The sequence below is a fragment of the Hymenobacter guriensis genome (genome assembly GCF_015773195.1).
Taxonomy (GTDB): domain Bacteria; phylum Bacteroidota; class Bacteroidia; order Cytophagales; family Hymenobacteraceae; genus Hymenobacter; species Hymenobacter guriensis.
In genome coordinates this window covers 1-22794 of sequence record NZ_JADWYK010000007.1, presented here as the reverse complement: position 1 = coordinate 22794, position 22794 = coordinate 1, and the positions used below count along the sequence as shown (strand labels likewise).

General features: G+C 61.5%; 22 protein-coding genes and 3 pseudogenes. 8 read left to right on the top strand and 17 right to left on the bottom strand.

What is annotated here, in order from left to right; genetic code table 11:
- Nucleotides 1-31: 31 nt before the first annotated feature.
- Nucleotides 32-895: an LOG family protein gene (locus tag I5L79_RS12555; protein ID WP_196955407.1), complete on the top strand. Its 864-nt coding sequence runs from the start codon at nucleotides 32-34 to the stop codon at nucleotides 893-895.
- Between the two features lie 254 nt (nucleotides 896-1149).
- Complete coding sequence (locus I5L79_RS12550) at nucleotides 1150-2358, top strand: lycopene cyclase family protein (protein WP_196955406.1); 1209 nt, start codon at nucleotides 1150-1152, stop codon at nucleotides 2356-2358.
- 89 nt (nucleotides 2359-2447) lie between these two features.
- Here I5L79_RS12550 and I5L79_RS12545 read toward each other — a convergent pair whose 3' ends face one another.
- The 3 genes from I5L79_RS12545 to I5L79_RS12535 form a co-directional block, all read right to left on the bottom strand.
- Nucleotides 2448-3203: an ABC transporter ATP-binding protein gene (locus tag I5L79_RS12545; RefSeq protein WP_196955405.1), complete on the bottom strand. Its 756-nt coding sequence runs from the start codon at nucleotides 3201-3203 to the stop codon at nucleotides 2448-2450.
- Nucleotides 3204-3284: 81 nt separating this feature from the next.
- On the bottom strand, nucleotides 3285-3506 hold the full coding sequence (locus tag I5L79_RS12540) for a DUF2795 domain-containing protein (RefSeq protein WP_019948259.1): 222 nt from the start codon (nucleotides 3504-3506) through the stop codon (nucleotides 3285-3287).
- Between the two features lie 119 nt (nucleotides 3507-3625).
- Nucleotides 3626-4945: a DUF349 domain-containing protein gene (locus I5L79_RS12535; protein ID WP_196955404.1), complete on the bottom strand. Its 1320-nt coding sequence runs from the start codon at nucleotides 4943-4945 to the stop codon at nucleotides 3626-3628.
- 353 nt (nucleotides 4946-5298) lie between these two features.
- Between I5L79_RS12535 and ettA the strand changes: the two genes are divergently transcribed.
- A complete protein-coding gene (gene ettA, locus I5L79_RS12530) occupies nucleotides 5299-6966 on the top strand; it encodes an energy-dependent translational throttle protein EttA (protein WP_196955403.1) in 1668 nt (555 codons plus the stop codon).
- Between the two features lie 131 nt (nucleotides 6967-7097).
- Here the strand turns inward: ettA and I5L79_RS12525 are convergent, their stop codons facing one another.
- The 9 genes and pseudogenes from I5L79_RS12525 to I5L79_RS12485 all read right to left on the bottom strand — a co-directional run bounded on the left by I5L79_RS12525 (nucleotide 7098) and on the right by I5L79_RS12485 (nucleotide 13723).
- Nucleotides 7098-7961 carry a hypothetical protein gene (locus I5L79_RS12525; protein WP_196955402.1) on the bottom strand — a complete coding sequence of 288 codons (864 nt, stop codon included), beginning with the start codon at nucleotides 7959-7961 and terminating at the stop codon, nucleotides 7098-7100.
- A 145-nt stretch (nucleotides 7962-8106) separates the two neighbouring features.
- Nucleotides 8107-8805 (bottom strand): DNA-binding domain-containing protein, encoded by a 699-nt coding sequence (locus tag I5L79_RS12520; RefSeq protein WP_196955401.1) that lies wholly within the window; start codon nucleotides 8803-8805, stop codon nucleotides 8107-8109.
- 255 nt (nucleotides 8806-9060) lie between these two features.
- Nucleotides 9061-9699 carry a response regulator transcription factor gene (locus tag I5L79_RS12515; RefSeq protein WP_196955400.1) on the bottom strand — a complete coding sequence of 213 codons (639 nt, stop codon included), beginning with the start codon at nucleotides 9697-9699 and terminating at the stop codon, nucleotides 9061-9063.
- Between the two features lie 242 nt (nucleotides 9700-9941).
- A pseudogene (locus I5L79_RS12510) lies at nucleotides 9942-10199 on the bottom strand (SMP-30/gluconolactonase/LRE family protein); the annotation flags it as partial.
- Nucleotides 10145-10816, bottom strand: a pseudogene (locus I5L79_RS12505) (SDR family NAD(P)-dependent oxidoreductase); the annotation flags it as partial. The pseudogenes I5L79_RS12510 and I5L79_RS12505, both read right to left, overlap by 55 nt.
- A gap of 124 nt (nucleotides 10817-10940) precedes the next feature.
- Entirely contained in the window at nucleotides 10941-11138 is a 198-nt protein-coding gene (locus I5L79_RS12500) for a helix-turn-helix domain-containing protein (RefSeq protein ID WP_196955399.1), read from the bottom strand.
- A gap of 92 nt (nucleotides 11139-11230) precedes the next feature.
- Nucleotides 11231-12229: an AraC family transcriptional regulator gene (locus tag I5L79_RS12495; protein ID WP_196955398.1), complete on the bottom strand. Its 999-nt coding sequence runs from the start codon at nucleotides 12227-12229 to the stop codon at nucleotides 11231-11233.
- A 103-nt stretch (nucleotides 12230-12332) separates the two neighbouring features.
- A complete protein-coding gene (locus I5L79_RS12490) occupies nucleotides 12333-12854 on the bottom strand; it encodes a nuclear transport factor 2 family protein (protein ID WP_196955397.1) in 522 nt (173 codons plus the stop codon).
- A 47-nt stretch (nucleotides 12855-12901) separates the two neighbouring features.
- Nucleotides 12902-13723, bottom strand: coding sequence for an SDR family oxidoreductase (locus I5L79_RS12485; RefSeq protein ID WP_196955396.1), 822 nt, complete (start codon nucleotides 13721-13723; stop codon nucleotides 12902-12904).
- 554 nt (nucleotides 13724-14277) lie between these two features.
- Here I5L79_RS12485 and I5L79_RS12480 point away from each other — a divergent pair.
- From I5L79_RS12480 to I5L79_RS12460, 5 genes are all read left to right on the top strand, one after another.
- Entirely contained in the window at nucleotides 14278-14970 is a 693-nt protein-coding gene (locus I5L79_RS12480) for a helix-turn-helix transcriptional regulator (protein WP_196955395.1), read from the top strand.
- 123 nt (nucleotides 14971-15093) lie between these two features.
- Entirely contained in the window at nucleotides 15094-15498 is a 405-nt protein-coding gene (locus I5L79_RS12475) for a VOC family protein (protein ID WP_196955394.1), read from the top strand.
- A gap of 51 nt (nucleotides 15499-15549) precedes the next feature.
- Nucleotides 15550-15921 carry a VOC family protein gene (locus tag I5L79_RS12470; RefSeq protein WP_196955393.1) on the top strand — a complete coding sequence of 124 codons (372 nt, stop codon included), beginning with the start codon at nucleotides 15550-15552 and terminating at the stop codon, nucleotides 15919-15921.
- A gap of 116 nt (nucleotides 15922-16037) precedes the next feature.
- Nucleotides 16038-16967 carry a helix-turn-helix domain-containing protein gene (locus I5L79_RS12465; RefSeq protein WP_196955392.1) on the top strand — a complete coding sequence of 310 codons (930 nt, stop codon included), beginning with the start codon at nucleotides 16038-16040 and terminating at the stop codon, nucleotides 16965-16967.
- A 99-nt stretch (nucleotides 16968-17066) separates the two neighbouring features.
- A complete protein-coding gene (locus I5L79_RS12460) occupies nucleotides 17067-17840 on the top strand; it encodes an SDR family oxidoreductase (protein ID WP_196955391.1) in 774 nt (257 codons plus the stop codon).
- Nucleotides 17841-18231: 391 nt separating this feature from the next.
- Here I5L79_RS12460 and I5L79_RS23780 read toward each other — a convergent pair.
- The 5 genes and pseudogenes from I5L79_RS23780 to I5L79_RS12440 all read right to left on the bottom strand — a co-directional run.
- Nucleotides 18232-18423 (bottom strand): annotated as a pseudogene (locus I5L79_RS23780) (TetR family transcriptional regulator C-terminal domain-containing protein); the annotation flags it as partial.
- Nucleotides 18390-18650, bottom strand: a complete 261-nt coding sequence (locus I5L79_RS23775; RefSeq protein ID WP_394368807.1) for a TetR/AcrR family transcriptional regulator — start codon at nucleotides 18648-18650, stop codon at nucleotides 18390-18392. The pseudogene I5L79_RS23780 and the gene I5L79_RS23775, both read right to left, overlap by 34 nt.
- Before the next feature lie 174 nt (nucleotides 18651-18824).
- A complete protein-coding gene (locus tag I5L79_RS12450) occupies nucleotides 18825-19823 on the bottom strand; it encodes a heavy metal-binding domain-containing protein (RefSeq protein ID WP_196955637.1) in 999 nt (332 codons plus the stop codon).
- A gap of 230 nt (nucleotides 19824-20053) precedes the next feature.
- Complete coding sequence (locus tag I5L79_RS12445; protein WP_196955389.1) at nucleotides 20054-22315, bottom strand: heavy metal translocating P-type ATPase; 2262 nt, start codon at nucleotides 22313-22315, stop codon at nucleotides 20054-20056.
- A 31-nt stretch (nucleotides 22316-22346) separates the two neighbouring features.
- Nucleotides 22347-22667, bottom strand: a complete 321-nt coding sequence (locus tag I5L79_RS12440) for a helix-turn-helix domain-containing protein (RefSeq protein ID WP_196955388.1) — start codon at nucleotides 22665-22667, stop codon at nucleotides 22347-22349.
- Between the last annotated feature and the right edge of the window lie 127 nt (nucleotides 22668-22794).

Sequence of the window (22794 nt, the reverse complement as noted above, 5' to 3'; positions counted from 1 at the left end):
GCCGTTGCCCTATTTTCCCGTTGTAGCTCCTATGGCGAAGCTCAAAAAAACCAGTAGAACCAAAGTCGCCGACCAGGTGATGAACGCCGGCAGCGGCCAGACGATTGTTCAGCCCAACGTCAACGACAACAAAGTCAAGACCATCAGTGATATCCGGGAGCAAACCCACGGCAAGCGCACCGTTCAGGTCGACGACGAGCAGCGCATTCGTAAGGCTTTCGTAGATAAGGACTGGAACGAAATCAAGATTGCCGACTCCTGGCAGATCTTCAAGGTAATGGCCGAGTTCGTGGAAGGCTTCGAGAAGCTGACCAAGATTGGCCCTTGCGTGAGCATCTTCGGCTCGGCCCGCACCAAGCCCGAAAACCCATACTATCAGATGGCCGAGGAAATTGCGGCCAAGCTAGTGCGCCACGGCTACGGTGTGATTACGGGCGGCGGCCCCGGTATTATGGAGGCCGGCAACAAAGGCGCCCACTCGGAGGGCGGCAAGTCGGTGGGGCTCAACATTGAACTGCCGTTCGAGCAATTCAACAACATCTACATCGACCCCGACAAAATCATCAACTTCGACTACTTCTTCGTGCGCAAGGTGATGTTCATCAAGTACGCGCAGGGGTTTGTGGGTATGCCCGGCGGCTTCGGCACGTTGGACGAGCTGTTTGAAGCCATTACGCTTATCCAGACCAAGAAAATCGGGCGCTTCCCCATCGTGCTGGTGGGCTCGGCGTACTGGAACGGCCTGTTCAAATGGATTGAGGAAGTGATGCTGCACGAGGAGCACAACATCTCGGCCGAGGACATGGAACTGGTGCAGATCGTGGACGACGCCGAGGCAGCCGTAAAAATCATCGACGAATTCTACAGCCGCTACCTGCTCTCGCCGAACTTCTAAGACGACGGAACCACGGATTTATCGGATTGCACGGATTTCGTGGGCAACAAAACACGGATTCTAGCGGATTATTCAGATTTCGTGGGCGTGTTCTGAGCCGTAAGGCTAATTGCTAATTACTGGCAGAGAAGCCGCTTCTTCGGGAGCGGCTTTTTCGTTTATTGTGGCTTACAGTCCAGTTGTAGAATTGCCTGCCCATAGGTTACTGCGCCTGTTCTCACGTAGCTTCGCCCCACGAACCGTCCCCAAAATCTGTGCAATCCGATACATCCGAGCGAATCCGTGGTTCCGTCGTCCGTGAATATGACTACCTCATTGTGGGCGGCGGGGCGGCGGGCCTGAGTCTGGCGTACCATATCAGCCGGGAGCCGCGGCTGGCGGGCAAGCGGGTGCTGCTGCTGGAGCCCGAGGCCAAAGACCAAAACGACCGTACATGGTCGTTCTGGACGGATGCCGCTACGCCCTTCGACGAAATTGTAGCCCACGAATGGCAGCAGCTGGCCTTTCGCAGCCCGGATTTCGAGCAGGTGTTCCCGCTGTTGGCGTACCGCTACAAGATGATCTGGGGGCTGGATTTCTACCGATTCGTGCGGGCCGCGCTGACCGACAACCCGCAGTTTACGCTCACCCGGACAGCGGTAGACCACTTGGAAAATACGGCTGAAGGTGTGCGGGTATCTACGCGGCTAGGTGATTTTACGGCCCAGTACGCCTTCGACAGCCGCCCCCCCAATCTGGTGAAGCTCAAGCAGCCCCAGCGGTACCGCTACCTGCTGCAGCACTTCGTGGGATGGGAGGTGGAAACCGCGCACGACGTCTTTGACCCGACTACGGTGGAGTTTATGGATTTCCGGGGTGAGCAGCACCAGGAAGCGCGCTTTATGTACGTGCTGCCTTTCAGTCCGCGCCGGGCACTGGTGGAGTACACGCTGTTTTCACCCACCCCACTGGCTAAGGAAGAATACGAAGAAGCCATTCGGCGCTACCTGCACGATACGCTGGGCGTTACGGATTTTCGCATCGAAGCCGAGGAAACAGGCGCCATCCCGATGACGGACCACCCGCTGCCCACGCGGGAAGGGAAGCACATCATCAACCTGGGTACGCGGGCGGGTCGGGCCAAACCCAGCACCGGTTACGCCTTTCAGCGCATTCAGGCGCACTCAGCGCGGCTGGTAGCCGCCTTGGCTTCTACCAGCCAACCACCCCAGAATTCCACTGGCGACCAGTGGCAGTTCCAACTGTTCGACACCCTGCTGCTTGACATCATGCAGCGCCAAGGCGAAACTACCCGCGCCATCTTCACCGAGCTATTCCAGCACAATCCAGTGGAGCGAATCTTCCGCTTCCTCGACGAGCGCACGACGCCCTGGGAGAATTTCCAGATCATGAACTCCGTGACGCCCTGGCCCTTTCTGCGCTCCATCTGGCACGTGCTGCGCCGCCGGCCGGGAAAGCGGTGAGATAGTGGGATGGTGAAATAGTGAGTTGGATGTTCTGACCACGCAGTCTGCGCAGACGGCACAATTAGAACGTCAAACTCGCCATTTCACTATCCCACTATCTCACCGTGCGCCGCAAGGCTTTCTTCGCTTTCCAGGAAGGCACGCTCGGTCTGTACGGCCGAGGTGGACAGGGACCGCAGCTGCGGCTGTGGGCGCGACAGATTCAGCAGGTAGCCGGGCTGGGTGGCAAGGTTGTCGAGGTCGTGGGTGATGCAGAGGATAGTTTTCTGCTGGTCCGCGACCCAGCCCCGGAGCAGATCGAATACGCGGCGACGGTAGTACACGTCCAGCTGTTGGGTGGGCTCGTCGAGCAGGTACAGCGCCGCGTCCTGCAAGCTCAGCTGGGCCAGCCACACCAGCTGCTGCTCGCCGCCGGAAAGCTGAGTGAAGTCGCGGCGAAGCAGGTGGACGGCGCCTACCCGGGCCAGGGCAGCTTCGGCCAAGGTGTAATCCTGTGCGGTGTAGCTGCCCAGGAAACGGTGGTGGCGGTAGCGGCCCATGACTACCAACTCCCTCACCTCTATCGGAAAGCTCACCACGCTACGCTGGGGCAAGTGCGCCAGCAGCCCTGCCGCGGCCGGGCGACGGATGGTGCGCAGGCCGCGGCCCGCTATGTCTACGCGGCCCTGATAAGGTATCTGGCCGGTGAGGGCGCGGAACAGGGTGGTTTTGCCGCAGCCGTTGTGCCCGATAATAGCCACGAAGGCTGGTTCCGGTACGCACAAAAAAAGGTTGCGGAGCAGAACACGCTGTTCATACCCCGCAACCAGATTTTCAATCTTTAGAACTGAAAGCGTAGACATCAGAACCGAGAAGTGGATAAAAGCACTGTCGACCAGATCAAGCGGTCTAAGTTCTAAACTCTGAGTTCTAAGCTCTTATTTCTAGTATTCGTCTTCGTTGAACATGAAGTCCTCCTTGGTCGGATAATCGGGCCACACTTCTTCGATGTTCTCGTAGGGTTGGCCGTCGTCTTCCAGCGCCTGCAGGTTCTCTACTACCTCCATCGGGGCTCCCGAGCGGATAGAGTAGTCAATCAATTCGTCCTTGGTGGCGGGCCAGGGTGCATCTTCCAGGTATGAAGCCAGTTCCAGCGTCCAGTACATAGTCGTGTGTGCTACAAAAAAAGGGTTGGCAAAAGTAGAAGTTCGCAAGCAAATACCTAACGGAAGCTAGGGGTGCGTTAGCTTAACGACGACAACGTAAAATAACGTGCAAAGTTGGACTATGCAACCAGGCGTTGGCGCAACAGCTCAATTAACTCGGTCTTGGTGCGGATTTTCCGCTGAAACGTGCGGATCTTCCCCTGCAGCATCGTGCGGAAGGCATCGTTGCCGGGGGCGTTGCTGAGCTTGTCCAGGTTTTGCTCCAGCACTTCCTGCTCCTGCTTGTCCGACTTAATAAAGTCGCGCAGGGCCTGCGCCCGCACGTTGTACTGTTCCTCGGGCGTGCTCACATCGAGGCCGCTGGCCTGGCGCTTGCGCACAAAGTGCTCCAGGGCGCTCAGCTCAAACACCTTGTCGCAGGCCGCCAGGAACTGCTCCCACACCCGGTCCGACTCCTCGCCGCGCACCGGGCCCACCTGTTTCCAGGCGGCCTGCAGCTCCTTGGCCCGCGTTACGGCCTGGCCCATGGGCTGGTCGAGCAAAGCGGTGGCCTCGGCTACCAGGGCGCGCTTGCGGGCCAAGTTGTCCTCGGCCGAGCCGCTCACGCCACCCCCGCTCACCGTTTCGGGGCGGCGGGTGTTGATGTGCACCTTCAGACGCTCAAAGAAGTGGTTGTGGGCGGCCCGGAAGCGCGTCCACAGGTCGTTGGCCTGCTTGCGGGGCAGGGAGCCGTCTACGTCTTTCCACTCCTGCTGCAGCTGCTTGAGCTTGCGGGTGGTTTCCTCGAACTCGTTGGAGTTCTGCAGGGCTTCCGATTTATGAATCAGCTCCTTGTACTTATCGTACACGCGGTTCACCATGGCCTTCTTCTCGGCCTGGAACTGCTTGCGGGCCGCAAAGAAGGAGTCGACGGCGGCCTGAAAGCGGGTTTCCAGCTCCTCGGTCAGCTGCTTTTCCACCGGTCCGGTCTTGATCCAGACCTGGCGCAGCTCCTTTACTTTCTCGCTGGCTCCGGCCCAGTCCACGGTGTTTTTCAGTTCGCCGGCTTCCTGAATCAGGTTGATCTTGGTGGCCAGGTTTTTCTCCCGGTTGCGGTTCACGGTCACCTTCACCGCTTCTTCGGCTTCGGTGAGGCGACGGTACAGGGCTTCGAAGTCGCCCAGGGCATCGTAGCTGGCTACCTGATCTTTCAGATGCTGGGCCTTCATCAGGAAAGAGCCTTTGTTTTCGGCTTCCTCAATCTTGCGCAGCAGGTCTTCCACCTTGCCGCGAAACAGTTCAAAGCGTTGGGCAAAGTAGACCAGCGAAGCGTCGGCCGACTCCTTTACCTGGCCTACGCGGCGAGCGGGCAGCTGCATGAAGGCACGCAGCCACACTTCCTCGCCTTCAACGTAACCGTAGCGACGCGCTTCGGCCAGCAGGTACTCTTGTGATTCCATAAAGGGAAATGAAATAGCGCGCGAGCGAATAGGTGGGTGTTTAAGTGTTCAGGGCAAAATGTACTACAAGTTTACGGGATGCTGCGCATATCCGGTAGAGAGCAAAGCCAGATAGCACCCTGGGAAAGCCGCCAGTCGCTGCCTACCTTTGAGTTTCCCGGCGGGCCGCAACCAGCCGCGGTGCGGGTGCCCTACCCGCGTAGTACCGGAATTAGCTACGGGCCCAACTGGCTGGCGGTTATACCAGCTGGCCAGAGTTGTCGGCGAAACCGGCTACTGCCAGGGAGAGTTTTTTGCTTACCATCGTTGCAACGGCCGGCTGCACGGCCTGCGCTTTTCGCTTTCTTTCTTCTATGTCCGACCAGCCCACCATTATTTTCTCCATGGCCGGGGTCACCAAGGTGTACCCGCCCCAGAAACAGGTTCTCAAAAACATCTACCTCTCCTTTTTCTACGGGGCCAAGATTGGCGTGCTCGGCCTCAACGGCTCGGGTAAGTCGTCTTTGCTGAAGATTATTGCCGGCCAGGACAAGCAGATCCAGGGCGATGTGGTGTGGTCGCCGGGCTACTCGGTGGGCTACCTGGAGCAGGAGCCCCAGCTCGATGCTACCAAAACGGTGCTGGAAGTAGTGCAGGAAGGCACCGCCGAAACCGTGGCTTTGCTCAAGGAGTTCGAGGAAATCAATGAAGCCTTCGGGGGCGAAGACCCCGACTTCGACAAGCTGCTGGAGCGCCAGGGCACCGTGCAGGAGCGCCTCGACCAGCTCGACGCCTGGAACCTGGACTCCAAGCTGGAGCGCGCCATGGATGCCCTGCGCACCCCCGCGCCCGACGCCATCATCGGCAACCTCTCGGGCGGGGAGAAGCGCCGCGTCGCCCTCTGCCGCCTGTTGCTGCAGGAGCCCGACGTGCTGCTGCTCGACGAACCCACCAACCACCTCGATGCGGAGAGCGTGCTCTGGCTGGAGCAGCACCTCAAGCAGTACAAAGGCACCGTCATTGCCGTAACCCACGACCGGTACTTCCTCGACAATGTGGCCGGCTGGATTCTGGAGCTGGACCGGGGCGAGGGTATTCCGTGGAAGGGCAACTACTCCTCCTGGCTGGAGCAGAAGTCCAACCGTCTGGCCCAGGAAGAGAAAACCGAGAGCAAGCGCCAGAAAACCCTGCAGCGCGAGCTGGAATGGGTGCGCATGGCTCCCAAGGCGCGCCAGGCCAAGAGCAAGGCCCGCCTCGCCGGCTACGACAAGATGGTGACGGCCGACGCCAAGGAAAAGGAACAAAAGCTGGAGCTGTTCATCCCCGATGGTCCGCGCCTGGGGGCCCAGGTGATTGAAGCGGAAGGGTTGACCAAGTCGTTTGGCAACCGGCTGCTGTTCGAGAATCTGTCGTTCGCGCTGCCCCAGGGTGGTATCGTGGGCATCATCGGGCCGAACGGCGCCGGCAAAACCACCTTGTTCCGCCTGATTACCGGCCAACTGGAGCCCGACGCGGGCACCTTCGTGGTGGGACCCACGGTGCAGACGGCCTACGTAGACCAGCAGCACGACACGCTGGAGCCCAACAAGTCGGTGTTCGAAACCATTTCGGGCGGAACCGAAACCATGCTCCTGGCTGGCCGCCAGGTAAACTCCCGCGCCTTCGTGAGCAACTTCAACTTCCGCGGCGGCGACCAGGAAAAGAAAGTTGGCTCGCTCTCGGGCGGGGAACGGAACCGGGTACACCTGGCTACTACCCTCAAGCAGGGCGCCAACCTGCTGCTGCTCGACGAACCCACCAACGACCTGGACGTGAATGCCATCCGGGCCCTGGAAGACGCGCTGGAAAACTTCGCCGGCTGCGCCGTTATCATCAGCCACGACCGGTGGTTCCTCGACCGTCTGGCCACCCACATCCTAGCCTTCGAGGGCGACTCGCAGGTGGTGTGGTTCGAGGGCAACTTCTCGGACTACGAGGAAGCCAAGAAGAAGCGCCTCGGCGACGTAGAGCCCAAGCGCGTGCGGTACCGGAGCTTGGGGTAGGAAACAACGCATAAAAAAAGCTCCCATAATATCTTTGCTACGGGGGCTTTTTTTATGCGTCTGACATTGGTAAGAATAGCGGTTAAATGTTAGAATTTGCCCTTGGGGGTAGCGCCTATTATCCTATAATATTACTTAGGCTTGGATTTGTTTTCAACATCTTGGCTTGTTGCACTATTGTTTGCACGTGAAAAGATAGTGAAGCCCATTCCAAGTGATACCCAAGTTTCTCCTTGGTAAACCCAATTGGATTTGTCCCGGCGACCTAACCAGTCTTTGCCAATAAATAAGCCTACCTGCGGCCCATTAAAATCAAATACTCCACCTACTGCAAGACCGAGGGCCCCTTTATCGGTTGGGGTTTTAACTCTACCCTCCGTTGATGCGCTGTCTACACTCACTATATTAACATTAAATGCACCAAGAAGGTGGAAGTAATGTTCGCGTCGCTCACTGATACGCCAGCGCGGGCCTACAGTGAATCCTAACGCAAAGTCGCGGCTGAAATCAAATTCGCTGAACCTCATTTTTACTGGAATTATGACAGTTCCGCTGGCTACCTCAGGCCTTCCAAAACGAGGAAAGATTCGGTAAACCTTCTTCTCTAAATCTTGCTTTAAAACGCTAAAAAACAATAAGCTTGATGCACTGCCTCCTCCACCTATAGCTGCCCCAGGCGAAGTTTGTCGGACAAACCGCTTATTTAAGCTTACGCTGGCTGTATCGCCTCCCTGCCATTGGGGGAACCTGATGATGTAGCTAGAGCCGCGTTCTTCCACGATTGTAAACCGGTAATTCTCTAAAGCAATCTGGCGTTGTGTAGTATCGGTAGTATGTGTTGTCAGGTTGTGTCTTGCCACTACAGTTGGAACTGTGAAAGCATAGGTATTGCCAACAGCAATGGCAACAGCATTTTGCCCGAAACTTTGTTTGGGGGCAAAGACTGCCATCAGAAGTAAGGCAGCACAGTGAATTCTTTTCAATAATGAGCTCATCTCAAGTGCTGGTAAGTGAAGATTAAAGGCCTCTGCTTTTGGTTGTCGGCTCTAGTCGCTATTCTTGAAGTGGCTTTTAAACAGGTATTGGGTTCCTCGTCCCGAGGAACTGCTTTCCAGAAGGTGAGGAACCCAATGCCATGGTTTAGCTGACTGCGAGTACGGTATCGAGCTCCCCAGATTTTGTCACTTGTCCTCCGTCGACCTTCGCCCGTACTACCACTCGGTACTGCCCGGCGACTTGAGCAGTCGGCACCAGAAATAATAGTTCCGAGGGCTTATTAGTGAGCACACGGGTCATGCGGGTTTCGGTGCCATTGGCTGCCACCAGGAAAATGCCCTGCTTGGTATCGGCCGCGTCGAACTTGAGGCGGCTGCCGGTAAGGCGGACGGTGCCGCCTTTGCTGAGCTTGTCGTTGGTGGTGTTGGAAGTGAAGTCCTCGGCCTGGTCGAGCACGGGCTGCACCGCGTCGGCGCGTACCTGTTCCACCGTCAGGCCCTGCTCGGCCCGGCGCAGCCGGATGCCCGGCGACACACGTACCCGCAGCTGGTGGCGGGCGGCATCAAATTGGTCCTGAGCTGAGTCGAAAGTGCCCGTGAGGCCCAAGCTCACCACAAACAGGTCTGATACTACCCGGTTGCCGGCCTGGATTTCGGCTGCTACGGCTTGACTTAGCTCCTCCCAGAAGGCTAGCCCTTCGGCCGTTGTCACAGTAGAGCCAGGTCGGGCAATCTTCTGCAAAATGTCTTCAATGGTCACAGAGCCATTGTGCTGCACCTGCCCTCGGTAGTCGTCGGGGGCGGCGGTCAGCTTGTTTTCAATTAGGGAATAGCGGATGGGCATATAGGTAAAATCAGGCGGTTGATGATGCAGGCAAAGCTGCCGATTCGCAGGCCGCCGCACATCAGTGCCAGCACTGAATTTAAGCGCATTAGCGCATGAGAAGCAGGGACTTCCGGGAAGCACCGGGGTACGCCGCCTGGCGTAGGGTGCGGGGCTTGCCACCGTCCGTCGTTAAACGATGACTACTGTTGTTCAACGGCGGGCGGGGACAAGCCCCGCACCCTACCGCATTTTCGCCACCAAGAGATGCACCGCTCAGGGCGTTACCCAACCCTGGCGCACGGCCTGCACGGCCAGCCCTACCAGGGTGCGGGCCCCGGCTTTCTGCAGCAGGGCCCGGCGGTGGCTTTCCACGGTGCGCACGCTCAAGCTTAGCTGCTCGGCTATTTCCTGGTTGCTGAAGTCGGCCACCACCAGCCGCAGCACTTCCACCTCGCGGGGGCTGAAGGGCGTGGGCGGCAGGGCAGCAAGGGCGGTAGCCGCACCAGGCACCGTGCCCCCGCCCGCCCCGCTCAGCAGGACCGCAATGGTGGCCACGGCCGCCGCGGGGGGCGCGCTCTGGCGCAGCAGCGCGTGGGCCCCGGCCTGCAGCAGCTGTCGGCGCAGGAGGGGAGCCAGGCGCCGGCCCGTGAGTACCAGCAGCTGCTGGCTGCCGCGGATGGTGCGCAGCTGCCGGAGCAGCTGGGGCAGGCCCGGGCCGCTCAGGGTGCTATCGAGCACCACCAGCCCGTAGGCCTGCTGCCGCAGCAAAGGCAGCAGCTGCCCGGCATCGGGCGTGACAGTGCAGGCCAGGGCAGGCCAGTGAGTGTGGAGGGTAGCCAACAGGCCCTGCCGATGCAGGGAGGGCGGGGCGGCTACCAGCACGGTAGCGGCCCCCATAACGGATAGTTCCATGCAGACCAGGTGAGATAAGCACACGTAGGACAACGGCCGCCGGAAGGCAACCGGATTCTGCTGGCAATAGATGGTGTAGTAGGAGAGGGCCGGCCACAACAGTCAGCCCCTGAGCGCGGTAGTCCAATGTAAAGCTTTAGCACCGCCCTGGCAATACCTTAATGCGGGTATATTGTAAAAAATAAGTATACGCGTATCAGGCTCGGTCGGAAAGCGTAGGGAAACGCCCTGTGGAAGTAGCCTTACCACACCCCGTGCACGCGCATGGGCAGCACGTATACCGCCTCCGAGGCCGTGATGAACAGGGTTTTGCGGTTCCGGCCGCCAAAGCACAGGTTGGCCGTCCAGGCGGCGGGCACGTCGATGTGTTGCAGCCGCTGGCCGGCGGGGCTGTACACCGTCACGCCCTGGCCGGTGAGGTACACGTTGCCCTCGTGGTCGATGGTCATGCCATCGGAGCCCTGGGCCACAAACAGCTGCCGGTTGGTAAGACGGCCGTCGGCTGCACACGGCCCAGGGCCGTCATCTGGCCCACCCAGGCGCGGATTTCAGGCGTGTCGCTCATGGCGCTGCCACCAAACACGGCGCCCGGCGCCACCACATGGGCCGCAATGCCGCGGGAACCCAGCTCCAGGGCCAGGTAGCGGGTGAATATCTTCACGGTCCCTTTCATGCTGGCATAGGCCGAGGCGCCAGCAAAGGAGCTGCGCGTAGTGGCCAAGGAAATGTTGATGATGCGGCCCCCGTCGTGCAGCAAAGGCAAGGCCTTCTGAGTGAGGAAGTACACGCCTTTAAAGTGAATATTCAACATCTCATCAAACTACCCCTCGGTTATCTCGGCAAAGGGCGCGCTCAGGCTGATGTCGGTGTTGTTGATGAGAAAGTCCAACCGGTCGGTACCGAAAGCATCGGCCAATACCGTGGTGACCTGCGCGAAGAATGCCGCGAAGGTGCTGCTATCGGCGGCATGCAGCGGCAGGGCCACAGCGCGCTGGCCTAGGGCCTCGATTTCGGCCACCATAGCGGCGGCTTCGGCCTGCTTGCTGCGGTAAGTCAGGATGACGTCGATGTCCTGCCGGGCCAGTTTCAGGTCAATGTCTTTGCCCAGGCCCCGGCTGCCTCCGGTTAGGCGATTTTGGAAGTACTTATAAGACGGGGTTTGTTGCGTTGATTGAACACTACAAAGGTCCCCTGCCTAGCTCCCGGCGGCGTTGTATCCGCCAATCATCTGTTTGTATAGATCAAACCGGTACAGCTGCCAGCGTCCGAAAGGCGCCGGGGCTCACGGCGGCGTAGTGGCGGAAGAAGTGCGAGAAGTGCGCCACGTCGAGGAAGCCCAGGCTGTCAGCAATTTCCCACAGTGTCCAGTCCGCTTGGCGCAGCAGGGCTTTTGCCTCCGCGCATGCCGCGTAAAAGGCCGGTAGCGAGTTCAGTTTCATCCGGGCAATGGTACGAAGCAAATAAGCAAACAGGCGGTGAGTGCAGGCACAGCTAGCGTAAACCTAGGGGCGTCAGGAGTAGGAATCGGGCTTTAACGGCACGTTTGGTGAGCCTGCCGCACGCTCTCCGGCGTCGTGCCGGTCCAGGTGCGGAAGGCGCGGTAGAACGAGTTGGGCTCCTCGAAGCCGAGCAGGAAGGATATTTCGGTGGCGGGCAGCCCGGTTTTCTCCAGATAATGCCGGGCCAGGGCCGCGCGCGTGTCCTGCAGAATCTGCTGGTAGCTCGTGCCCTCGGCCTCGACGCGGCGCTGGAGCGTGCGCGTGCTCAGGGCCAGCTTGCGGGCAATGGCTTCCATCGTGACCAGGCCGCTCGGCAGCCCTTCGAGCAGGGCCGCGTGCACGCGCTGGGCCGTCGTGGCCGCGGCGTCGAGGTCGGTCAGGCGCTGCCGCAGCCCGGGCTCGAAAGCCGCCCACAATGGCTCGTTGGAAGTCAGGAACGGGCGCGTGGCATCGGCCAGCGTGAAGGTGAGCCGGTGCTTGTCGCCCCGCCGCAGGCGTGCTCCCAGGTAGGCCTCGTACGGCGCCAGCGGCGCGGGCAGCACGGTGGTCGTGACTTCAATAGGGCACTCCCGCTCGCGGGTACCCAGGCGGGCCAGCGCCACGCAAAACAGCAGCTCCATCACCACCAGCGACACCGGCGGGGCGAGCGGGGCGTCGAGCCACGTCAGCTCCACGCTCACCACGTCGCGGGCTTTCACCACGTCGAGGCGGAGCGGGCCGATGAGCGTTTTGTAGCGTGCAATGCGCTGGGCCGCCACCAGCAGGTTAGGGCTGCAAAGGGCCGCGAACAGCGGCGGCGAAAACGACTCGCTGCGCACCGCCTCCACCAGGTGCAGGGGCAGCAGCGGGCCGGTTTCTGCCTCAATGCCATCCCAGAGGCGGTAATAGTCGGCCGAGGCAAGCCGTACGGACGGCTGCTGCAGCAAGTCGTCGGCGAGGCCGGCGCGCCGCAGCACGTTGGCGGGCACCACGCCCAGGTCCTTGAGCAGGGTGCGCCAGGTGGTGTCAAGGGCGTAGCTGGGAGGTGCCATATACAGCGGTAAAAGTAAGTGGGTGGCCCACGCCCGGCGGGCCAAAAGAATGCCGTTCAGCAGGGTTACCCTGGTTTGAATGGCACCTGCCAATGAGTAGTCCCTACAGCTTGATATTAAAGGCCCGGGCCATGACCAGGGGGTTAAAGTACTCCACGTACTCCACTATTTTTCCGTCCTTCAGCCGGAACGTGCCCACGTATTCGTTCTCGTATTTGCCTCCGCTCTTCACTTCCATGTCGCCGTTGAATTTGACAAAGAGGAAATCAGGGTCTTCGGTAACAAAGATTTGGCGGGGAAACCTCATGCGCCCAAAATAGGCCGTGAGCCCGCTAAACTGCTGGTAGATGGCTTCCGAACCTTCTAGGCGCTTTGGAAAGCCAGGGGGTGCATACGGAATCAGCTGCCGGGCATTGGGGAGGAACACGTCCTTGATAACCGCAAACTGCTGGGATTCCACCGCCTCGTAGAAACGGTTTACTACCTGCCGGTTTTGCTGGGCGGTGGCGGAGGCCGCCGGGAGGCCAGCACTCCGGGGGGCCTGCGCCGCTGAGGGGGCGGCCGAAGCGCTAAGTAGCAACAACACAAGGGCGACGGCCGAGCCTGTTTTTTTAATGGTCTTCATGGTTCTGGAGAATAGAGAGCTGATGAGTAAAGCGTTTGTTTGAAGCGTTAAGCACCCAGGCCGAGCTGCGCCTTAAGGCCGGCAAAGAAGGTGGCATCGTCGGCCGTGCGGCGGGCCGCCAGCAGCTGCCGGGCATCGGCCCCCGCCTCGTAGCGAAGCTGGGCGGTGCCGTCGGTTGCTGCGGCGTACACGACCTCGGCAATGTGCGCGGCCGACGAGCCGTTGGCCATCATCGGTCCGAGGGCGCTGAGCACGGCCTGCACCAGCGGCTGGTACTCGGGCAGGGCCGGGTCGTTGCTGAAGTCGAGCGAACGGCCGCCGAAGTCGGTGTTGATGCCGCCCGGCTCAATGACCTTGACGCGAATGCCCAGCGGCGCCAGCTCGTAGTGCAGCGACTCGGACAAGCCTTCCACGGCGAACTTGGTGCCGTGGTAGAGCGTGCCGAGCGGGAAGGTCATGCGGCCGCCCACCGACGAAATGTTGACGATGGTGCCGCTGCTCTGTGCCCGGAAGTGGGGCAGCAGGGCCTGCGTGGTGGCCAGCAGCCCCAGCACGTTCACGTCGAACTGCCGCCGGATTTTCTCGAAAGACGTGACTTCCAGCGGGCCGTAGGCGCCGTAGCCGGCGTTGTTGATGAGCGCGTCGATGCGCCCGAACCGGGCCAGGCCGGCTTCGACAGCCGCTTGGATGGAGGCGGGGTCCTGCACGTCGAGGCGCGTGACGAGGGTGCGCTCTAACTGCGTCAGCTCGGTTTCGTGCTGCGGCGTGCGCATGGTGGCAATGACGTTCCAGCCCTGGGCCTGGAAGAGTAGGGCGGTGGCGCGGCCGAGGCCGCTAGAGGTGCCGGTAATAAGAACGGTGCGGTTCATGGGGTGTTGGTTGGTTTGTGACACCACAAAGTTCCGGCGGCGTGCAGGCCCTCTTTGTAGCGGTTTGCGCCATTCTGCTATCCGATTACGCCAGACGTTAACCCGGTTGCGCCAGCGCCATGGGAAGGCGCGGAAGAAACGCCAGCCGCTTCTTGCCGCTAGCTGGCCATCAAGGCCCGCTCGGCGTGGTCCTGCGGTCAGGAAATACGTAGGGATGCGCCAATTAAAAGGCGCTTTTTCTCCACCGTTGCGACGAAACCCCGGAGCCGCTCAATTCCGGCAGCAGGAAGCCAACGGAGCATCGGCGAGAAGTTACTGCGACAACGTCCGAACGCAATTCTGCTGGAACTTGCCCAAGGCGGAGCAGCCCGAGGGTGGTGGCTACCGCGCCTTGGAACTGGCCCGCCTGGAGCAGGCTCACTACCTTGCCAGCTGCAACGCCGGGCGCCAAAATCCCTCGCCCTGGCTGGCTGACGCACCGCCGCTTCAGACACCACCCAGTAGGATTCGAAACGTGTCCGGCCTGCCTAAACCACTTCAGGAATCCACTCCGAATGAACCGTATTGACCGTCTCTTTGGAATCGTAACGCTGCTGCAAGCCAGGCGGCACGCCACGGCCGAGCAGCTCGCCGCGCAATTCGGCATCAGCGTGCGCACGGTGTACCGCGACATCCGGGCGCTCGACGAGCAGGGCATCCCCGTTAGCTTCGAGCCGCAGCGGGGCTACTGCCTGGTGCCGGGCTACCTGTTGCCGCCGGTTTCGTTTACCCCGCCCGAGGCCCAGGCCCTGCTGCTGCTGCAAGCCCTGGCGGCCTCCCTCGCGGATGACTCGATTGAGAAAGCCTGTGCCACGGCCTTGCTTAAGGTGCAGGCCGTGTTGCGCGAGCCGGGCAAAAAGCAGCTGGAGCACCTCACCGACACCTTCAAGATGCACCTGCCGGAGTACCAGCGTGCCGGCAGCTACCTGGCCACGCTGCAGGCCGCCATTGCCGACCAGTACCAGGTGGAGCTGGCGTACGTCAACAAAGGCAGCCAGCCGAGCCAGCGGCACGTCGAGCCCATCGGGCTGGCTTTCTACAATTTCGCCTGGCACCTGATTGGCTGGTGCCACCTGCGGGGCGAGTACCGGGATTTCCGGGTCAGCCGCATTCAGGAGTTGACGGCCACCACGCGCCCTTTCCAGCGCACGCCGCACCTGACGCACGCCGAGTACATTGCCCAGCTGCGACTGCCCTTCAAGGTATAATTTTTTGGAATTGGTAAAAGGGACTGCCATAGGGTTGTCAGTGGAGGGACTTCTCTTTGGGGCACCAAGCAGCCGCCGGGTGCCGGCGGCGGCTCCATTTTTCACCCTTTACCACTCCCCTTTATGCAGTTTATCTCCGTGCGGCTCATCACCGCCGACCTGCCCCGCCTCGTTTCTTTCTACGAACAGGTCACGGGCTTACGGGCCACGCACTACACGCCGGACTTTGCCGAGCTGCTAACCCCGGCGGCCACGCTGGCGCTGCAAAGCACGCGGGCGTTTCCCCAGTTGGGCGAAGAGCCGGTGGTACTACCGGGCCAGAACCGCTCCGCCATCCTCGAATTTCGCGTCAGCGAGGTGGATGCCGACTACCACCGCCTGGCTGAGGTATTGAGCGCCGCCGTGGTGCAGCCGCCCACCACCATGCCCTGGGGCAATCGGTCGTTGCTTTTCCGCGACCCCGACGGCAACCTGGTCAACTTCTTTACCCCCGTCACGCCCGAGGCCCGGCGCAAGTTCGGCCTGTAAGCCTGCTGGATTCGTTTCTTAAGCACTCGTTCCACTTCGCCATCCTTCTTTATGAGCACCCCCACTAACCTCGGCTTTGTGTCCTTCCAGGTGAGCGACCTGTCCGCTTCCCGTCGCTTCTACACCGAGGTGCTGGGCTTCGCGCCCGCCGTGCAGTCCCCGCCCGATGCCTGCGTGTTCGTCACCCAGAGCGGGGCGGCCTTCGCCATTCGCAAACCGCTGGTCGACCTGCAGGAGTCGACCCGGCTGGGCTGGGGCATCAGTCTGTGGTTTGCCGTCCCGAACCTGACGGCCTTTTTGCAGGGAATTTCCGAACAAGTCCAGGTCGTGCGCGGCCTGCAGCTTTCCCCATTTGGCAACACCGCCGTGATTGCCGACCTGGACGGGTATTGGCTGACGTTGCAGGAAATGCCGGCGGCCTGAGCAAGCGGACAGGTCGGGCCTAATTGCCAATGGCGACCAGGCCCGACCCGGCATCAGCGCGGCACTAACTTGCACTACGAAAGCCCTAGCTTTGAATTTCGCAAGCCCTCTGCCTTATGCCCGTTACCTCCCTGGACGAATTTTATCAGCAGCTGGCCACGGCCGTCGGCACCGAGCTGCACACGCTGCTGCCGGCCGATATCCAGCAGGAAATCGGGCATTTCAACGTCTTCAACGTGGCCGATCTGTTTCGGGAGCACCGCGAGCGGCCGCCCATGCCCTACGACCGGCGGGCCTACTACAAAATCAGCCTTATCCGGGGCCGCAGCCGGGCCGAGTACGCCGATAAGGTTATTGGCATAGAGCGCAACGCCCTGCTCTTCGCTACCCCCAAAGTGCCCTACCACTGGCTGCCCGAAGACCAGGAGCAGGATGGCTACTTCTGCGTGTTTACCAGCGAGTTTCTGCTGCCGGCCAAGAGCGGGGTGAAGCTGGATGAGCTGCCCATTTTCCGGGCCGGCGGCTACCCCGTGTTCACGCTTGCCGATGAGGAATACGCCGAGGTGCTGGCCATTTTCAAGAAGATGGCCCGCGAGATTACCTCGGCCTACGCGTACAAGTACGACCTGCTGCGCACCTACGTGCTGGAGCTGGTGCACCTGGGCCAGAAGCTGCAGCCCGCTACAGCCCTCTACCCGGCTCACACGGCTTCGGCGCGGGTCACCTCCCTGTTTATCGAGCTGCTGGAGCGGCAGTTTCCCATTGAGACGCCCCAGCAGCGGCTACGCCTGCGCTCGGCCGCCGACTACGCCGACCGGCTGGCCGTGCACGTCAATCATCTCAACAAGATACTCAAGGAAACGACGGGCCGCACCACCTCGGACCTGATTGGGGCGCGCGTGGCGCAGGAGGCCAAGCTGCTGCTGCAACAGACGCAGTGGAGCGTGTCGGAAATTGCCGACAGCCTGGGCTTTGCCGAGGTGGCCCACTTCTCCAATTTCTTCAAGCGCCAGACTGCCAGTTCGCCCGCCGCGTTTCGGGGCTAACGCAGTTGATTGAATTTCGCAACAAGCGGATTGGGAGGCGCAACCACCCGCTTAGGGGCGGGCCGGACCTTTGCGGAGTACTTTATTCCTCCGCTTCCCATGAACCTGCGTCATCAAACCATCCTCATTACCGGCGGCACCAGTGGCCTCGGCTACGAATTCGCCGTCCAGCTGCTGGCCCTGGGTAATACCGTGCTGCTTACCGGCCGCGACCCGGGCAGGCTGGCCCAGGTGCAGCAGCAGCTGCCCGGCGTGCACACCTTCCAGAGCGACGTGAGCGACCTGGCCGCCATTGCCCGGCTCTACGAGCAGGTAACGGCCCAATTCCCGAAGCTCAGCGTGTTGATTAACAACGCGGGGCAGATGCGCAAGCTCGACCTGCAGGCCGATGTGCAGCTGCTACCCGACCTCACGCTGGAGCTGGACGTGAACCTGGCCGGGCCCATGCACATGGTGCAGCAGTTTCTGCCCCACCTGCTGCGCCAGCCGGCCGCCGCCATTCTCAACGTTACCTCCGGGCTGGCCCTCACGCCCTATCCGCTGGCCCCGGTGTACAGCGCCAGCAAGGCCGGGCTGCGTGCCTACACCAAGACCCTGCGCGTGCAGCTGCACGAAACGAAGGTGCAGGTGTTCGAGCTCGTGGCGCCCGCCGCAAAAACGCCCCTCAGCGACACGTTTGCCGGCGACGTTTCGGAGAAAGACCTGATGGCCCCACGTCCGCTCATTGCCCAGACAATCAAGGCCATGCAGGCCAACCAGTGGGAGGTGTATCCCGGCATGGCGGCCATGATGCGCCTGCTCAGCCGGCTGGCGCCGGGCTTCCTGCTCCGGCAGCTTAGCAAGGGCGTGCGCGAGTCGCTGGCTCGCGGCTAACGTGTGACTACTAATGGCCTTGGTTAAAGTTTTGGTACAACTGTTATATGAGTCGCGTTGGGTTACCGGTTTCCCACGACTGAAATCAGGCAAGGGAGTTCCTCTGGAAAATTGCGTAACGGGTCTGGTTGGTTTGCTGCATGGGGTATCGGCCGCCGCTATGAGTGGTCAGGTGTCAGGTAAATGCTTTGTTTTCAGATACTTGTTCAGCGAAGTGCGCTTACAGCCCAGCATCCGCTCCACAGTATCGTGGGTGCCCGCCAGCATGCCATGCTGGGCGGCGGCACCCCACTGGGCGAAGAAGTTGGCGACGACTTCGGGGAGGCCGGCGGCTATGTATAGCCCGCCCGGGCCATGACCTGCGCCCCGGAAAGGCCAGCACCAGGAGCCGGGCCAGCTCCCGGGCCGGGCGCGGACTCTTGACCGACCCATCCTGCTGGCCGCGTTCGAGGGCCTGGGTCAACACCTCTTCCATCTGCTGCAAGTCCGCTACCACCCGCTCGCGCACTATGGGGGCGTGCGGGGCCAATTCCACTGCCTGGTTGAGGCTCATGCAGCCCAGCAGGGGCTCGGTTGAATTGATGTCGGCAAAAAGGGCGTGGAAAAAGGATCCAATGGCGCGGCGGGCGGGCTGCTGCAGGACCTGCTGCGCGTCTTCCGCGCGAGCCTGCCGATAGGAGTCGAAGCCGGCCAGGAACAGTTCCCGCTTTCCCCCAAGGTGGCGTACAGGCTGCTTTTGCTCAGGCCCGTCGCGGCCGGCAAATCGGTCAAGGAAGTGGCCTCGTAGCCCTTGCGCCAGAACACCCGCATCGCTTGGTGCAGGGCTTCCTGGGTATCAAATTCCTGAGGACGTGACATGGTCGGACGGGACAGTACGGGAGGTCGCCAAGGGGCGTACGCTGTCCGTTGCTGGCCGCTACGCTCGACGAACGGGTGCCAGTCGTCGCGAGCGTAGCGGCCTCCCGTGCCCGGCGTATGGGCGCCTTAGGCCGCCGCTGGCGTCACGTTCACCGTAAAATCCGAGGTCTGCACTACGCCGGCGTGCTGAAACTGCAGGAAGATGCGGTAACGCCCCGGCTTGTCGAAGGTAGTGTTGAACCCGATGCGTGGGCCCTTGTCGGCCTGGTCCTCGGGGTGCACGTGTAGGTAGTCCGCGCCGTCTTCGCTCAGAATCACCATGTGCCCCAAGGCGCCCAGGTACTGGTCGAGGTCGGTGATGGGCCGGCCATTGCGGCTTACAGTCACACTTACCGTCAGCGGCTGCCCGGCGCGGACGGTCTTATCAAATGCCAGGTCAGCCGCGTAGCTGTTGGCTTCCCAGCGCAGCTGGTCCTTCATGTACTTTACCGCCGGCCGGGTCGGGCCGCTCACCTGCAGGGTTTGCCGGCCCAGCTGGTGCCCGCCGCCTTCGGGCTGGTAGTCCTGATAGAGCAGGTACGTGCCCCCGGTTTTAAACGTGAACGGCAGCTCGTAGCGACCTGAAGGTTTTAACTCGGGGTGGAGGTGGTAGTACTCTGAAAGGTCATGCGAGAGAATCATCAGGTGCACCTTCTGCTCGTGTACCGTCGCCAGGGGCACGGCCGCGTGGTTGGTGCCCGTTGCCTGCGGCTGAAACGAGAGGGTCACCGGCCGCCCGGCCGCGGGCTGGGCGGGCGTCATAGAGAAATCCATTAGGTAGGCGTTGCCAGCCCCCGTGGTGTGCTTTAGCGTCATGCCGCACTTGGGGCAGGTGCCGGGTTGGTCGCTGGTTACCTCCGGGTGCATGGGGCAGGTATAGACGTGCCCGCCGCTCTGGTCGGCGCCAGCGGCGGGCACGTGGTGATCCTTACCGGCACCGTGCTGGTGCCCGGTATGGGCGTCAGCTGAAGAGGGGTTCATGACGGTGGGGGTATTGGTGGAAGAAGAGGAAGCATCGTTGGACGAGCACGCGACGGTCCAGGAAAGCGTGGCGAGCAGGGCGGCCGGCAGCAGAAAGCGTTTCATGCGGATTTGCGAATAAGAAGTAAGGGATGGGCGGTTTAGCCGTTTATCTCCTGCCCGGCGACAAAGGCCAGGGCAAGAGCGACTAAGGCATACAACCCGAAGGACACGAGGCGGCCCCACGTGGACGAGGGGCGGGGGACCGTCGAGCTGGCAGCCGCTTTTTATGGTGAAATGCGAAAATGTAGAGAGGAAAGGGAGCAGGCTGCGGGGCCGGTCGGTCGCGTGCCCGCTTACAGGCGCGCGGCGCGCAGCCGCAGGCTGTTGCTGACCACCGAGACGGAGCTCAGGGCCATAGCAGCGCCGGCAATCATGGGGTTCAGCAGGAAGCCGTTGAAGGGGTAGAGTAGGCCGGCAGCGATGGGAATGCCGATAAGGTTGTAGATGAAGGCCCAGAACAGGTTCTGGCGGATAGTCTGCACGGTTTTGCGGGACAGCAGCAGCGCCTTCGGCACCAGGTTCAGGTCGGAGGTGATGAGCGTCATCTTAGCCACGTCCATGGCAATATCGGAGCCGTGGCCCATGGCAATGCTCACGTCGGCCTGGGCCAGGGCCTGCGAGTCGTTGATGCCGTCGCCGACCATGGCCACGACCTTGCCCTCGGCCTGCAGCTGCTGCACGAAGGCGGCTTTGTCGGCGGGCAACACCTCGGCCCGGAAATGCTCAACTCCTACCTGCGCGGCCACGGCCTGGGCCATTTGCGCGTTGTCGCCAGTGAGCATGTACACGGCGATGCCTTGCTGCTGCAGACGCGCCACGGCCTGGCGGGAGGTTTCCTTCACCCGGTCGGCAATGGCGACCACGGCCAGCACGCGCCGGTTATCGGCGAAGAACACCACCGTCTTGGCTTGCTGCTGCAATTGACTGGCGAGCTGCTCCACGTCCGGCGTCAGCAGGAGCTCGTGCTCCTGCAGCAGGCGGCGGTTGCCGACCAGGTAAAGCTCACCCGCGCTGCGGGCTTCGACGCCCCGGCCGGTCAGGCTGTTGAACATGGTCAGCGAAGCGGGCGGCGTGCCTGGCAGGTAACGCACCACGGCCTCGGCCAGGGGGTGCTCCGACTGCGCTTCGATGGCCAGCAACACGGCCCGGTAGCCCGGCTGCTCGGCGTCGGCCACGAGCCAGTGCAGGTCGGTGACTTCGGGCTTGCCCTCGGTGATGGTGCCGGTTTTATCGAGTACCACGGCGTTGACTTTATAGCCCAGCTCCAGGCTTTCCGCGTCCTTGATCAGGATGTTGTGCTCGGCTCCCTTGCCGACCCCCACCATGATGGCCGTGGGCGTGGCCAGCCCCAGCGCGCAGGGGCAGGCAATGACGAGCACCGTCACCAGCGCCAGCAGGCCCTGGGTAAGCCCGTTCTCGCCGCCTAGCAGCAGCCAGGCCGTGAAGCTGAGCAGGGCAATGCCTAGGACCACGGGCACGAACACGCCGGCAATTTTGTCCACGAGCTGCTGCACCGGGGCCTTGCTGCCCTGGGCCTGCTGCACCATCTGGATAATCTGGGCCAGCACCGTGGCCCCGCTAACTTTCTCGGCCCGGAAACGGAAGGCGCCTTTCTGGTTGACCGTGCCGGCAAACACGGACGCCCCAGCGGTTTTTTCCTTCGGCACGGGCTCCCCGCTGATCATGCTCTCGTCCACGAACGAGCTGCCGCTGGTTACTACGCCGTCCACCGGCACTTTCTCGCCGGGGCGCACCACCACTTCATGGCCGATGCGCACCTGCACGGCCGGGATTTCCTGCTCCTGGTCGTTCTCCATAACGCGCACGGTTTTGGGCTGCAGGCCCATCAGCTTCTTGATGGCCGACGAGGTATTGGACTTGGCCCGCTCTTCGAGCAGCTTGCCCAGCAGGATGAAGACGATGATGACCGTAGCAGCCTCGAAATACACGTGCGGGTGCACACCACGGCGGTGCCAGAAATCCGGGTAAAGGGTATTAAAGGCGCTGAACAGGAAGGCAATGCCCGTGCTCAGGGCCACCAGCGTGTCCATGTTGGCGCGGCCGTGCCGGGCCTGCCGCCAGGCCCCCACGTAGAAGTTGCGCCCCAGCCAAAGCACCGGCAGCGACAAGACCAGCATCATCTGGTTGGCGTAGGGCGCCTCCATCCAGAACATGCCCAGCACCACAACGGGTGCGGCCAGCATGGCGGACCAGATGGTCTTGCGCCGCAGATCCTGGTAGTGCCGCTGCTGCAACTCCGCTTGTTTGTCGGTGGCATTGTCTTCGTCTACAATCAGGTCGTAGCCCACCGACTGCAATGCCTGCTGCAGTTGGGGCAGCTGCACCTGGCTGGTGTCGAAGGCCAGGGCCACCGTCTGAGTCGCAAAGTTGACCCCGGCCGCAGCCACGCCGGGCTGGGCCTTGAGCATGGATTCGGCGCTACCCGCGCACGCGGCGCAGCTCAGGCCGGTAATGGGAACGGTGAGCTGGGTAAGTGAACCGGCCGGGGCCTTGGAGGGGGCACGGCGGCTCGGGGAAAGGGTGTTTGTTGCCATGGTAGTAAGCGGAGCACGCCGCGATTTTCTTTCACAAAGGTCGCGGCATCCCCCCTCGGGGGCTGTACATAATAGCGGGAAAGAATTGCAGGATTAAGAAGTCGTTCCGCTCCTGGCGGCCGGGAAGGACTGCGCTCGGGCCATCGGGAGTCAGGCCCGTTTCCCGCTTGAACTGGTTGGAGAGGTGGTGGCTGCTACTGTAGCTGAGCCGGTCGGCAATAGCGGCCAAAGCGTCCTCGGTGGTGGTCAGCTGCTGCTGGGTTAGCGCGACGTGGCGGCTGATGAGGTGGCGCTCCAGCGTGGTGCCTTGGGTGGTCGAAAACAGCGTGCTCAGGGTATATAGCGCTTTCAAGGACGGTGTACGTGGTAGCTTCAGTGATTGAACCACTGAGGTGGTCTAGCTGTATAGTCCCAGCGTGAGGTGGGTCGGGTTTCGGCTAAAGATAGTCGGGTTCTTTTGCCACTGAGCACAGACGAAT

Coding starts and splice junctions, on each gene's coding strand:
- I5L79_RS12500 (WP_196955399.1), bottom strand. CDS start 11,138: ATGAAACTGAACTCGCTACCGGCCTTTTACGCGGCATGCGCGGAGGCA.
- I5L79_RS12520 (WP_196955401.1), bottom strand. CDS start 8,805: ATGCCCATCCGCTATTCCCTAATTGAAAACAAGCTGACCGCCGCCCCC.
- I5L79_RS12490 (WP_196955397.1), bottom strand. CDS start 12,854: ATGAAGACCATTAAAAAAACAGGCTCGGCCGTCGCCCTTGTGTTGTTG.
- I5L79_RS12450 (WP_196955637.1), bottom strand. CDS start 19,823: ATGAAACGCTTTCTGCTGCCGGCCGCCCTGCTCGCCACGCTTTCCTGG.
- I5L79_RS12545 (WP_196955405.1), bottom strand. CDS start 3,203: ATGTCTACGCTTTCAGTTCTAAAGATTGAAAATCTGGTTGCGGGGTAT.
- I5L79_RS12515 (WP_196955400.1), bottom strand. CDS start 9,699: ATGGAACTATCCGTTATGGGGGCCGCTACCGTGCTGGTAGCCGCCCCG.
- I5L79_RS12535 (WP_196955404.1), bottom strand. CDS start 4,945: ATGGAATCACAAGAGTACCTGCTGGCCGAAGCGCGTCGCTACGGTTAC.
- I5L79_RS12540 (WP_019948259.1), bottom strand. CDS start 3,506: ATGTACTGGACGCTGGAACTGGCTTCATACCTGGAAGATGCACCCTGG.
- I5L79_RS12465 (WP_196955392.1), top strand. CDS start 16,038: ATGCCCGTTACCTCCCTGGACGAATTTTATCAGCAGCTGGCCACGGCC.
- I5L79_RS12470 (WP_196955393.1), top strand. CDS start 15,550: ATGAGCACCCCCACTAACCTCGGCTTTGTGTCCTTCCAGGTGAGCGAC.
- I5L79_RS12475 (WP_196955394.1), top strand. CDS start 15,094: ATGCAGTTTATCTCCGTGCGGCTCATCACCGCCGACCTGCCCCGCCTC.
- I5L79_RS12445 (WP_196955389.1), bottom strand. CDS start 22,315: ATGGCAACAAACACCCTTTCCCCGAGCCGCCGTGCCCCCTCCAAGGCC.
- I5L79_RS12525 (WP_196955402.1), bottom strand. CDS start 7,961: ATGAGCTCATTATTGAAAAGAATTCACTGTGCTGCCTTACTTCTGATG.
- I5L79_RS12555 (WP_196955407.1), top strand. CDS start 32: ATGGCGAAGCTCAAAAAAACCAGTAGAACCAAAGTCGCCGACCAGGTG.
- I5L79_RS23775 (WP_394368807.1), bottom strand. CDS start 18,650: ATGCGGGTGTTCTGGCGCAAGGGCTACGAGGCCACTTCCTTGACCGAT.
- I5L79_RS12495 (WP_196955398.1), bottom strand. CDS start 12,229: ATGGCACCTCCCAGCTACGCCCTTGACACCACCTGGCGCACCCTGCTC.
- ettA (WP_196955403.1), top strand. CDS start 5,299: ATGTCCGACCAGCCCACCATTATTTTCTCCATGGCCGGGGTCACCAAG.
- I5L79_RS12485 (WP_196955396.1), bottom strand. CDS start 13,723: ATGAACCGCACCGTTCTTATTACCGGCACCTCTAGCGGCCTCGGCCGC.
- I5L79_RS12460 (WP_196955391.1), top strand. CDS start 17,067: ATGAACCTGCGTCATCAAACCATCCTCATTACCGGCGGCACCAGTGGC.
- I5L79_RS12480 (WP_196955395.1), top strand. CDS start 14,278: ATGAACCGTATTGACCGTCTCTTTGGAATCGTAACGCTGCTGCAAGCC.